This is a genomic window from Granulicella sp. WH15 (genome assembly GCF_009914315.1).
Classification (GTDB): Bacteria; Acidobacteriota; Terriglobia; order Terriglobales; family Acidobacteriaceae; genus Edaphobacter.
The window spans coordinates 663868-676373 of sequence record NZ_CP042596.1 but is presented as its reverse complement, the minus strand read 5'-3'; the positions used below and the strand labels follow the sequence as shown (position 1 = coordinate 676373).

Below are 12506 nucleotides of genomic sequence, written 5' to 3'. Positions count from 1 at the left end.
AAAGCCCACCCCAAAAGCAAAAATCGCCACGGGTCAAAAGCGCCAACGGCGCATCCTATACCAGCCTGGGGCAACGTCCCAGGTAACCGGATGCGTAGAGGCGGATGAGGGCTGAAGGCCCGACCTATCGGCTCCGCCTCCGAATCCAAGAACGTGTTACTTCAGATCAAACAGCAAAAACTCCCCGCCATCCTGACTAGTCACGGTCAACGAGCTTTCTTCTTCAATCTGCAAACCATCCCCCGTCGTCAGCGTCTTTCCAGCCACCTCGACGCTCCCGCGAGCCACCTGCAACCATCCATTCCCCAGCCTGAACCCATGCGTCACGCTGCCGCCCGCCTCCAGCTTCGCGGCCAGCAGCTCCGCATCGGCGTGAACCCGAAACGATCCATCCCGCGCATCGGTCGAAGCCAGCAGATGCAGCTTGTTCGGCTCATCCTGCACCGCAAAACGCTTCTGCTCATACCGCGGCGCGATGCCAAACGCATTGGGAATCAACCATATCTGCAACAGGTGCAGCGTCTCCGTCTCCGACGGGTTCATCTCCGAGTGCTGCACGCCCGAGCCAGCCGTCATATGCTGCAACTCGCCCGGAACCAGCGTCTCACTCGCGCCCGTCGTGTCCTGGTGCTTCACCGCACCTTCGAGCACGTAGGTAAAGATCTCCATGTCCCGATGCGGATGCTTGCCGAAGCCCGTCCCCGGAGCCACATAGTCCTCGTTAATCACACGCAGCGCACGAAACCCCATCTGCCGCGAGTCATAGTAATCCGCAAAGCTGAAGGAAAACCGCGAATCCAGCCATCCGTGATTGGCATGGCCACGCTCTGCCGCCGGTCGTATCGTCACCATTGTTCTTACCTCTGCCCGAATAGATGTTGAAACATCTAAAAACGATGCAGAGGGGGAACTACAGCCTCAATGCAACGCCGGTCCGTCCGCCGCGGGCTTGATCTTCCCGATCACAAACACCAGCGGGATCATGCAGAGGCAGAACACCGCCAGGATCGCAATGATGTCCATGTACGCCAGCATGGCCGACTGCCGGTGCAACTGCTGGTAGATGAACCCTTGCGCCGTCTGCACGCCGCCAAGATCGCGCGAGCCGAAACCCGCCCCCATCCCATTGCCGCCGCCGTGGAAGATCCCCTTCAGCGCATTCACCTGGTTCATGAACCCCTGGCTCCCCGGCGTCAGGTTGCGGACCATGTACGCCTCATGCCGCTGCTGTCCGCGCGAGAGCATCGTGGCCACAAACGCCGTACCCACCGAACCGCCGATGTTGCGCGACAGGTTCGTCAGCCCGGCGACGTCGTTGTTCTGCGCCTGAGCCACGCCCGTGTAGCTGATGGTATTGATCGGGATGAACAAGAACGCCAACCCCGAAGCCTGATAAATACGCACCCACATGATGTACTTGAAGCTCGAATCGAGCGACAGCGTGTGCATCAGCATCATCGAGGTGGAAAGGATCGTGAACCCGAAGGCGATCAGCCAACGCGGGTCCGAGCGCCCGATCAGGAACCCCACCACCGGCATCATCAGCATGATGCACAGGCCGCCCGGTGAGATGACAAACCCAGCCAGTTCGGCGGTGTATCCCAACAGCGTCTGCACCATCTGGGGGATCAGCACAGTCGTTCCATAGAGCGAGAACCCGAGCACAAACATCAGGATGAACGGGATCGTGAAGGTCTTGCGCTTGAAGAGCGTCAGGTTCAGGATGGGCCGCTTGCCGATCTTGAGCTGGTACAGCTCCCAGAGGATCAGCACCACCAGCGAGACCACGCACAGCACCGTAAAGAACGTGATGACGTGCGAGCCAAACCAATCGTCCTCCTGGCCTTTATCGAGAATGAACTCCAGCGAGCCAAAGCCCGTAGCCAGCAGCCCGAAGCCGAAGAAGTCCAGTTTCAGCCCGAACTTGGCCGCCTTCTTTACCTCGCTGACGATGTGCGGTGGGTCTTCCACCAGCCGGTTCGTCAGGAAGAGCGAAAGAATCGCAATCGGCACGTTGATGAAGAAGATCCAGCGCCAGTCGTAGTTATCGGTAATCCAGCCGCCGAGCGACGGCCCGATGGCCGGGGCGCACACCACTGCCAGCCCATAGAGCGCAAACGCCTGTCCGCGCTGCTTGGGGGTAAAGGTATCGGCCAGAATCGCCTGCTCCGACGGAGCCAGCCCGCCGCCGCCCGCGCCCTGCAACACGCGGCAAAGAATAAGGATCGGCAGCGACGGCGCCAGCCCGCACAGCATGGAGCTGATGCCGAAGAGCACCACGCAGATCATGTAGAACTTCTTGCGCCCGATGAAAGTCGTCAGGTACGCGCTCGCCGGCAGGATCACGGCGTTCGAGACCAGGTAGCTGGTCAGCACCCAGGTCGCCTCGTCCTGCGACGCGCCCAGCGACCCGGCGATGTGCGGCAGCGCCACATTGGCGATGGAGGAGTCGAGCACCTCCATAAACGTCGCCAGGGTGACGGTGAGGGCGATGGCCCAGGGGTTGGCGCGCGGCCGCCACAGAGCGGCGGAGATCTCCTGCGAACTGTCGAGCGATACGGTAGCGGCTGCCATGAATGTCTAATTTCGATTCGAGGCCCCGACCCGGCGATTCACTTTCTTCGGCGATCTCACAGAAGAATCCCGACACAAACGAAGGTGGCAGGAACGAGACACGGCGGAAATGCCACACCAGATCTGAGGAAAAGACTATGAACAAAGGCAAGGTGACCGAGTCTTCCCACAAAATGACATTTCTCGGACAATCCTGAGACACAGTAGCGATGGGATCGCTCTATGGTACCCAAAAGATGAATTTATCCATCCGCCGGTCTCTACTTATCTTCAGCATCTGTGCTGCCTGGGCGCTCATTTCCTCTGCCCCCATCTTCAAGTATCTGACTCATGGCAAAGCCATCTCGGCAATGTTGCTCGGAATTCTGTTCATCGCTCTGGGAATGTACTGGCTCGAGCGGCTCAACCAGCAACAACGTCAGATCAGCACCGGCTGGTTCCTGCTTCTTTTTCTCATCCTCACGACAGCATTTGCAGTGCTTTACCCCATATCCCTGAAACACACTCTTAACTCTGGTTCTGACCGAGAAGATGCTCTCCGCATAGAACTCAATGCCGTCCATCACCATCAGTACCCGTATGACACCCATACCTTCCTGGGCAATCCCCCCACCCCTTTGCCCGGAGCCGTTTTGCTAGCCGCACCCTTCTTCGCGTTCGGGCACATCGCCTGGCAAAACTTCCTCTGGCTCGCCCTCTTTTTCATCTTCACGATTAGCTTCTTCCGCTATCGCGCAACCGCTCTCCTCTTCCTCGCCGTGTTTCTTCTGCTAGCACCTGCAAATCTCAGCGACTTCACTTCAGGCGGTGACTACCTCACCAACTTCTTCTACCTCGCAATCGCTGTCGCTCTCTTCATTCGATCGCTTGACCGCACGTTTTACGTCTGCATTCCCGCCGCGCTCTTTCTTGGGGTCACACTCTCTTCTCGCATTGTCTATGCGCTTATTCTGATTCCATTGCTGGCGCTTACTCTGCAACGCACTTCGCGCTCTCGTACTATCGCATTGTTTGCCATCATTCTTATCGCAGCAGCCGCCATTACTCTTCCAGTCTTTACACCTCACGCCTTCACGCATCTCCTCCAACAGCTTGACCAGAATGCCAGCAAGCTGCGGTATATCCCGAGCGCGCTTCATCCTCGCTGGACCCTTCCGGTGCTCGCCGTGATTGTGGCCTGCACCACTTTTTTAGTGCATATGAATCTCCCGCGTATTTTCCTCACCCTCAGCATTACCAGCTTCGTGATGCTGGCGCCGTTCGTTATCGCCTTCTCCCTCCATGCGAAAAAGCTGTCATACGAATTCTCCTATCTAAGCGTCTGCGTCCTGTCTTTCTCTCTATGGGCACTGTCGCGATATGAGCGCCTGCCTGTCTGCGCCCCTCATGAACTCCCTAAAGTTCATAACAGGCTCTAGATACGCCGTCTCGCGATGAATCATCCCGAGCGCAGAGTAACTAGAAGGTGATTTCGAAGAACACGTACCGGCCAACGTCCTTTTTGCCAATAAGCGATTCCTTCGCTCCTCAGCAACCTGAATCCGATCCTCTCCCCCACCTTCCCTGCCCCTTCCGCCCCAAATCCTTCGTACAATAGAAGTATTGTGACACTCGACTTTCTAGGCACCCTGCAGCGCACACATATGTGCGGAGAACTCCGCCCCGCCGAAGCTGGCCAAACCGTAGTCATCATGGGCTGGGTCAACCGCCGCCGCGACCACGGCAACCTCATCTTCCTCGACATCCGCGATCGCTCCGGCATCACCCAGGTCGTGCTCGACAAAGAGCTGGCCCCCGAGGCCCACGCCCGCGCCGAGGCCGCGCGCCCCGAGTACGTCGTCGCCTGCACCGGCACCGTCCGCCGCCGCGACCCCGCGCTCGTCAACCCCAACATGGCCACCGGCGAGATCGAGGTCGTCGCCCAGACCCTGTTGCTGCTCAACGACGCCAAGACCCCGCCCTTCTCGCCCGCCGAGGACGCCATCGCCAACGAGGAGGTCCGGCTCAAGTACCGCTACCTCGACCTGCGCCGCACCGAGATGCAGAAGAACTTCCGCGTCCGCCACGAGGTCGCCCGCGCCATCCGCAACTACCTTTCGGACGCCGGATTCCTCGAGATCGAGACGCCGTTCATGACCCGCTCCACCCCCGAGGGCGCGCGCGACTACCTCGTCCCCAGCCGCGTCCACCAGGGCGAGTTCTACGCGCTGCCGCAGTCGCCGCAGATCTTCAAGCAGATCCTGATGGTCTCGGGCTTCGACAAGTACTTCCAGATCGCCCGCTGCTTCCGCGACGAGGACCTGCGCGCCGACCGCCAGCCCGAGTTCACTCAGATCGACCTGGAGATGACCTTCCCCCAGCAGGAGATCATCTTCAAGACCGTCGAGGGCTTCCTAACCGCCGCCTTCAAGGCCGCCGGGGTCGACCTGCTGCCGCCCTTCCCCATCATGTCCTACGACGACGCCATCCGTCGCTACGGCATCGACAAGCCGGACATGCGGCTGCCCGCGATGGTCGAGCTGACCGACACGCTGACGCCCGAACTGCGCGTCACACTCAAGATCGAGCCGGAGCTGCCCGTCCTCGGCTTCATCATCCCCTCGGTCGGCGAGCTATCCGGCTCGCAGCGCAAGGCGCTCCTCTCGGAGGTCCGCGCCAGCTTCGGCGAGAGCGGACTCGACCTGCTCGACGTCGCCCGCCTGAAGACCAACGAGACCTTCGCCCCGCTCGCGGCCTCCATCGAATCGCAGCTCGGCGCCGGGCCGGACGACCTCGTCACCGTCGTCACCCCCAAGCTGGGCACGCCCGCCATGTGGAACTACGATCCGCAGTGGATCTACAAGCGCGCCGGCCAGCTTCGCCTGGACCTTGCAAAGAAGTACGCCGACAAGCACAAGCTCTTCGAGCAGACCGGCACCGCGGCCGACTATAAGTTCCTCTGGGTCACCGACTTCCCCATGTACGAGTGGGACGAAGAGGCCAAGGTCTGGAACGCGGCGCACCACCCCTTCACCAGCCCGCACGAGGACGACATCACCTCCGGCCGCCTGGTCAACGACAAGGGCGCGGTCCGGGCGCTGGCCTACGACATCGTGCTCAACGGCACGGAGCTGGGCTCCGGCTCCATCCGTATCCACCGCAAGGACGTGCAGGCGGAGATCTTCCGCTCGCTGGGCATGACGGACGAGGAGGCGCACGAGCGCTTCGGCTTCTTCCTCGACGCGCTGGAGTACGGCACGCCTCCGCACGGCGGCATCGCGCTGGGCCTCGACCGCATCGTGATGATCCTGGCCGGTGCGTCCAGCCTGCGCGAGGTCATTGCCTTCCCCAAGACCGCCAAGGCCATCGACCTGATGGTTGACGCCCCCACGCCGGTCTCGGATATCCAACTGCGCGACCTGAGCCTGCGCGTCATCGCAAGGACATAACCCCGCCACAAATCCGGGTGAAACCCATGTCTCGCTTCTAAGACATGGGTTTCACCCGGGGCACGACCTTCCTTTGGAGTCGGCGGTAGGGATAGGTCGGGCCTTCAGCCCTCATCCGGACACGTGAACATTTACCTGGGGCGTTGCCCCAGGCTGGTATAGGACGCGCCGTTGGCGCTCTTGTCCCGTGGCACTTCCTGCTTTTGGGGAACCCTCACGGTGTGCTTTGGGGAGGGCAATAATCTCCGGATGAGCTTCGAAAAGCGCTGAAGGCGCGCTCTATACCAGCCTGGGGCAAAGCCCTAGGTAACCGAACGCATAAGCAGATGAGGGCTGAAAGCTCGACCCTATCCTTGCCACAAACTTGTCCTGCCGGACGGGCCCGCTCGGCGCGGAGCGGGCGTTTACACGCCTTTTAAAGCTTCGCGTGGTCCTCCCGTTGGTCGGAAACAAGAACCGCTCGCTGCCGACCGACGGAAGGCCCTCAAAAGCTAACTTCCCTATACCGCCCCCGAGAACCGCACGAAGTGCCTAATTCATCCAGCTTCGGTCCTTTGGGTCCCGACGCGCCTCATCCGGGTCCACGTACCGGCCATCCTTATCGAAGTGAACCACCCGGTTCTGCTTCCGCATATACACCTCGAACTTACGAGCAGCCCTCCGCCGCTTCATCCGGTAGTACTCATTCCGCAGCGCGAAAAACTGCTCGCTCACCCCAAACGCGATCCCCCGCCGCGGAGCCATCCGCGCATACACAAACCCCACCGCCGCGCAGCAAAGCTCCGTAAGCGCGCCGAACTTGTCGCCGCCCTTCAACAAAATCGCCAGGCTGAACAGCACATAGATCACCACCATGTACTTCGCCTTGAGCGTCAGCACAAAGAACAGCCGCACCTCCTGCTCGCCCGCGAAGACCGCGAACGCCACCATCAGCCCCAGGATCGGCGGCCACGCCCCCAGCATGGGCACGTCCGGCCGCAGCCCCGGCAGATGCGTAAAGGTCAGCGCCGACGAGATCGCCGCGCCCAGCACCGTGCACGCCAGGTAAAACTCCAACAGCCAGCGGCTGCCGAACATCCCCTCCAGGTAGCTGCCCACAAACCACAGCGCCAGCATCCCGAAGAGCGCCCCCAGCAGATCCAGAGGCAGAAAGGCGTACGTCAGAAGCTGCCACACCTGCCCATGAGCCACCGCCAGCGGCTCCAGCAACAGATGTCCCTCCGCGAAGTCCACCGCCGCCGGGGCGAAGTAGTGCAGAATCGGCAGCGCGAAGAACACAACGACGTTGATAAGGATCAGACGCCGGGTCGCCCCCGCGAAGGGGGGCAGAGTCATCGAGATCGGGCTGGAACGTGCCATGCTGCTCTCATTTCACCATATCGGCGGCCGCACCGTACCCAACAGGCTAAAACTTGTCCTGCCGGATAGGCCCGCTACGCGCGGGGCGGGCGTTTACACGCCTTTTTAAAGCTTCGCGTGGTCCTCCCGTTGGTCGAAAACAAAATGCCCGCTGCCGACCAACGGGAGGCCCTCAGAAGATCACCCCACCCATACCGCCCCGAGAACGGCACGAAGTGCTACTTCAAAGGTGGCGGCGCGTACGGCTTTTTCCCCGGCTTCACGCCCGCCAGCGGGTCCGGCATCGGAAACACTGCCGGGCTGCGATGCCCCTTCGCATCCACCGACCGCACCCCGAAGATCACATTGTCCTTCGAGAACTCGGGCAGCTTGCAGTCCGTGCCCGTCACCTTCACCACCGTCTGCCACAGCGGCGACTCGGTCGTCCGCCACACCACCTCGTAGCTCGTGTCCGCCGGAGCGCCCTTGGGGGCCTTCCACAGCAGCTCGGTGTCGTTGTCCAGCCCGCCGGTGGCGACCTTCACGTCCTCCGGCTTGCCCGGCGCACTCGCAAACGTAGCCAGCGACGCCGCGTTCAGCCTAGCCACCCGAGCCACGTAATCCATATCCACGTACTCGATGAAGTCCCCGTACTTCACGCCGTTCTCGGTCCTCGGCGTGTTGTGCTGGTGGTCGTAGTTCTCGCGCCACTCGGTGAACCGCACCGCCGCGAAGCCCTCGTTGTTGAAGCTCGAGTGGTCCCCACCGCGCAGAAAGCGGTCGCGCCGGAAGACCAGCACCGGATGGAACGCGGGCTTGCCCGCCACCGGCTTAAAGTAGCTCTTATCCACCTCGGCGATGGCTCGCGCCAGCTCGCGCGAGCTGGAGTCGCTCTCCCCGCCCAGCGTCTGGATCTGGTGCAACTGCTCGAGCGTCGCATTCGCGGGCACGCCCTCGGAGAAGACCCGGACCACGTTCTTGTCCTCGAACTTCTCCTGTCCCGGAGTGGTGTCGCCGCCGACGATATCGTCGTTCAGCACCTCTTGCAGATCCCACCCCTCGGCCTTGGCCACCTTCGCCAGGTGCCTGCTGCCGATCAGACCCTGCTCCTCCCCGGCCACGGCAACAAACACAATCGTCGAAGGAAACTTCAGCTTCGAGAGCACCCGCGCCGACTCCAGCGAGACCGCCACGCCGCTCGAATCATCGTTCGCCCCCGGAGCCGATACCTTCGTGTCCATCACGTCGGTCGCTCGCGTGTCATAGTGGCCCGTCACCAGCACCCGCCGGTCGGCCTGCTCCGGGTCCGAACCCCGCATCACCGCGTAGATATTCTGCACCCGCGTCGGCTGCTTCACGCGCGAGTTGCCGGCCGCGCTGGCCGGTTCGATGTAGTCGTCGCGCTTCACCTCCAGACACCCGCCGCACTCCACCGAGATGCGCTGAAACTCCGCCGCGACCCAGTCCGCCGCCGCCGTCACACCCTCGCCCGGAGCCAGTTCCTTATCCATGCTCCCGATCGTCAGGCGCGTGCGAAAGCTCACCAGCTTGGCAATATCGGCGCGAATCTGCACCGGCGAGATCTTCGCGAGAGCCGCCGCAATCGCCGGGTCGGCCGGAGCCGGAGCAATCGCCATAGGCTTAGTCTGCGCAGCCTGAGAAAACAAAGGCGTCACCGGCAGCCCCATCAGCAGCCCCAATGCCGCTATCATGAATCGGTTCGTGTGCTCCATACGGTTGCTGGTCGCGGGCTTCAACGTTTGAGTACCTCTCTTTTTCAGGTCAGTTCAGTTAAACCAAATTCAAGCTCTATAGCCAAACCAAATTCAAGCTCTATAGCCAAACCAAATTCAAACTCTATTGCTTGACGTGTCCGCTACTTCGGGAAAAGATTAAGCGGGTGCTTCCTATGTGTTTCTATCATCCCAAGGAGGCCGGGGCGATGGGAAACCCTCTCACCCAGACTGTGGTGTAGTTCAAAAACGCAAAAAAGACAGTAAGGAAAGACGGAAAGGTGGAACCGAGATGGCTGTTGTTTGTCCCGAATGCGATAACCCGATTGTGGTGGATGCGGACGAAGTAGAAGAAGGCGAAACTGTAACCTGCGACGAGTGCGGAACCGACCTCGAGGTCGTCTCCCTCGACCCCATCGAGCTTGCACCGGTCGATATGGAAGGCTACGACGACGAAGACCTCTCGCACGACGACGACGAGGAAGACGACGAATAACTAACCCCAGACGGTCCCTGAGACGGTGAGGAAAGCCCAATGCTTCCTCGCCGAACCTTTTACGCCGCTCGGCCCCGCAACCAGGCGATGCGGGCCGGGTTCTTACCGGCAGCTATACTGGAGCCTATGATGCCAGTCGCACATTCGGTTCGTCGCCTCGCCTTGATCCTCGCCCTCTCTGCCTCCTTACCGGGCCTGTCCATCGTCACGGCCACACCTATGGCTGCCCAGCAGCGCGGCGCCGTGCAGCGCGTCATCCAGGGCAAGGTCGAAGACAAGGACGGAGCCCCCATCAAGGGAGCCATCGTCTACCTTCGTGATGGCCGCACCTCCTCGGTTCGCAGCGCCATCTCCGACACGGACGGCAGCTACCGCTTCGGCCAGCTCTCGCTCAACACCGACTACGAGATCTGGGCCGCGCTCGAAGGCAAAAAGAGCGACTCCAAATCCATCAGCTCCTTCGACAGCAAGAGCCAGTTCAACATCAACCTCAAAATCGACAAGTAGGTACTTCGTACCGTTCTCGGGGCTGTGCGGGGGAACGATCTTCTGAGGTCCTCCCGTTGGGGTCGGAAGCGAGCATCTTTCCTTTCGTCCAGCGGGAGGATCTTTGCCTCAGATCCTGCCCAGGCAAATCCGAGAACGACACGAAATACCTTTAAAACAAAGAAGTTAAACGAGACCTTTCAGTCTCTGATACGTTAAAGAAAAAGACTTCCGGATTTATCCGTGCGGTGTCCTGAGCTTCTCTTCCCGCGCGCCCGTTCCTCGAAGTCCATCTTCGGAATCTGACCTTCAGCTACAACTGCTAGCTGCTCTACGGGCCGAAGTAGAGGACTCCATGTATCCCAGGCTCCAAAATCTCTTCCTGAACTCACTCGGGGAAGCCTCCGACAGTTCAGTGACGGCACTCGCCGACGTAGTCACCCTGCCCGCGCAGAGCATCCTCATCGAGCAGGGTGCGCCCACGCAGTACGTCTACCTGCTCACCTCCGGGCTGGCCTCCATGGTCAACACCATGCCCGACGGCAGCACCGCGGAGGTCGGCGTCTGCGGCCGCGAAGGCCCCATCGGCGCCGCCGACCTCTTCGGCCAGGGCTCCACCGGCTGCATTATGCAGATCGCCGGCGACGGCCTGCGCATCCCCGTCGACGCCTTCCGCCAGCTACTGCACGAATCCGCGGAGGTCCGTGGCCGCACCCTCGAGTTCATGCAGAACACCATCGCGGGCCTCGGCCAGATCTCGGCCTGCAACCGCCTCCACAGCGCCGAGGCGAGGCTCGCACGCTGGCTCCTGATGGTGCAGGACCGCGTCGAGGGCAAGACCGTGCCGGTCAAGCAGGCCTGCCTGGCCCAGATGCTCGGCTCCCGCCGCACCACCATCACGATGGCCGCAGCCATCATGAAGCGCAACGGCTGGATCGGCTACAACCGCGGCCGCATCCAGATCCTCGACCGCCGCCTGCTGAAGTCTGCGGCCTGCACCTGCTACCCCGTACTCGACCGCCTCTACCGCGAGCTATATTCCACCGCCAGCCTGTAGCCCAGCCCAGAGCAAGGCGAAACGGGGATAAAAAGGAAAAAAGGATAAGAGCGGAGCCTGAAGATTTGTGCTGTTACGCGCAGCGTCCAGAACCGCACGAAGTGCCGCCCGCCCGGCGTGAGGGCGCTGTTGCCTGTTCTTTTGGTTGTCATTCAGGAGCGAAGCGGAGGAATCTGCTGTTGCCCTTGCCGTTGTTTCTTGGGTAGGTCCGGGCTTTAGCCCGGACATTAAAACCCGCCACGGATGCGGGCTTTAGCCCCCGAGGTGTGCTTTCTTTTCTCAACCACAACGGCAAAGGCGCCCTGACGCCGGGCGGGCGGCACTTCGTGCGGTCTTAGACGCTTCGCGTAAAAACCTAAACCCCGCGCAACGCATCCTCAATCCCGGAGTTCACCTCAGCCTCGGCAAACTCCGCAGCCACCCGAATCCCATTCATGATCGCCCGCTCATTCGAAGACCCGTGCCCAATAATGCACACCCCACGCACCCCCAACAACGGCGCGCCACCATACTCGGAGTAATCCAGCCGCTTCTTGAAATCGCTGAACGCCTTCCGCGAGAGCAGCGCCCCCACCTGCGAGGTCACCGTCGACTTGAGCGACTGCCGCAGTGACGAGTTCACCAGCCGCGCCAGCCCCTCCGACGTCTTCAGCGCGACGTTCCCCACAAACCCGTCGCACACCACCACATCGGCAGCGCCGTTATAAAGATCGCGGCCTTCCACATTGCCAATAAAGTTAATCCGCTTGATCGCCCGCAGCAGCGGCAGCGTATCCCGCGTCAGGTTGTTCCCCTTGGAGTCTTCCTCACCGATCGAAAGCAACCCCACCCGAGGGCTCGCCACCTTCAAAATACTCGTCGAGTACATCGACCCCATCACGGCAAACTGCACCATGTTATCGGGGTCGGAGTCCACATTCGCGCCCACGTCCAGCAGCAGCGTCGGATAGCCCGTCGTCGTCGGCAGCGTGGCCACCATCGCCGGACGCTCCACCCCCGCCAGCATCCCCAGCACCATCTTGGCCGTGGCCATGGCCGCGCCGGTATTGCCCGCGGTAAAGAACCCCTGGGCCTTGCCTTCGCGCACCAGCTTCAGCCCCACCCTCATGCTGGAGTCGCGCTTGGACCGGACAGCCTGCGCCGCCTTATCGTCCATGCTGATCCACTCACTCGCATGGACAACTTCGATGGCAGGCTTCCACATCATGCCGCGTGTAGCCGCCTCGAGCGCCGGGGCCACCTGATCCTCGGGACCAACCAGCAACACCCGCACATCGAACTCGCGGCACGCAAGAATAGCCCCGCGAATCTCCGATTCCGGGGCCTTCTCCGAACCCATTGCATCGACGACTATATCGACTGGCATCAGGCGCGTTCTGCTTTCATTCGTCTCT

10 protein-coding genes are annotated in these 12506 nt (G+C 61.3%); 5 read left to right on the top strand and 5 right to left on the bottom strand.

Going from position 1 to position 12506, the window contains the following annotated elements; translation table 11 throughout:
• Positions 1-156: 156 nt before the first annotated feature.
• Entirely contained in the window at positions 157-852 is a 696-nt protein-coding gene (locus FTO74_RS03025) for a pirin family protein (RefSeq protein WP_162536812.1), read from the bottom strand.
• 66 nt (positions 853-918) lie between these two features.
• Positions 919-2574 carry a DHA2 family efflux MFS transporter permease subunit gene (locus tag FTO74_RS03020; protein ID WP_162536811.1) on the bottom strand — a complete coding sequence of 552 codons (1656 nt, stop codon included), beginning with the start codon at positions 2572-2574 and terminating at the stop codon, positions 919-921.
• Positions 2575-2783: 209 nt separating this feature from the next.
• Here FTO74_RS03020 and FTO74_RS03015 point away from each other — a divergent pair, with 209 nt between their 5' ends.
• Both FTO74_RS03015 and aspS read left to right on the top strand, forming a co-directional pair.
• Positions 2784-3992, top strand: coding sequence for a hypothetical protein (locus FTO74_RS03015; protein ID WP_255462469.1), 1209 nt, complete (start codon positions 2784-2786; stop codon positions 3990-3992).
• Positions 3993-4178: 186 nt separating this feature from the next.
• Positions 4179-6002: an aspartate--tRNA ligase gene (aspS, locus tag FTO74_RS03010; RefSeq protein WP_345933975.1), complete on the top strand. Its 1824-nt coding sequence runs from the start codon at positions 4179-4181 to the stop codon at positions 6000-6002.
• A 531-nt stretch (positions 6003-6533) separates the two neighbouring features.
• On the opposite strand, the gene FTO74_RS03005 is transcribed toward aspS, so the two are convergent.
• Positions 6534-7361, bottom strand: coding sequence for a rhomboid family intramembrane serine protease (locus FTO74_RS03005; RefSeq protein ID WP_162536810.1), 828 nt, complete (start codon positions 7359-7361; stop codon positions 6534-6536).
• Positions 7362-7579: 218 nt separating this feature from the next.
• Entirely contained in the window at positions 7580-9097 is a 1518-nt protein-coding gene (locus tag FTO74_RS03000) for a M28 family metallopeptidase (RefSeq protein WP_255462468.1), read from the bottom strand.
• A gap of 268 nt (positions 9098-9365) precedes the next feature.
• Between FTO74_RS03000 and FTO74_RS02995 the strand changes: the two genes are divergently transcribed.
• The 3 genes from FTO74_RS02995 (at position 9366) to FTO74_RS02985 (ending at position 11112) form a co-directional block, all read left to right on the top strand.
• Positions 9366-9569, top strand: coding sequence for a hypothetical protein (locus tag FTO74_RS02995; protein ID WP_162536809.1), 204 nt, complete (start codon positions 9366-9368; stop codon positions 9567-9569).
• A gap of 126 nt (positions 9570-9695) precedes the next feature.
• A complete protein-coding gene (locus FTO74_RS02990) occupies positions 9696-10076 on the top strand; it encodes a carboxypeptidase-like regulatory domain-containing protein (protein ID WP_162536808.1) in 381 nt (126 codons plus the stop codon).
• Between the two features lie 334 nt (positions 10077-10410).
• Positions 10411-11112: a Crp/Fnr family transcriptional regulator gene (locus FTO74_RS02985; protein WP_162536807.1), complete on the top strand. Its 702-nt coding sequence runs from the start codon at positions 10411-10413 to the stop codon at positions 11110-11112.
• A 355-nt stretch (positions 11113-11467) separates the two neighbouring features.
• Here FTO74_RS02985 and plsX read toward each other — a convergent pair whose 3' ends face one another.
• Positions 11468-12478 (bottom strand): phosphate acyltransferase PlsX, encoded by a 1011-nt coding sequence (plsX, locus tag FTO74_RS02980; RefSeq protein ID WP_162536806.1) that lies wholly within the window; start codon positions 12476-12478, stop codon positions 11468-11470.
• Positions 12479-12506: the final 28 nt, after the last annotated feature.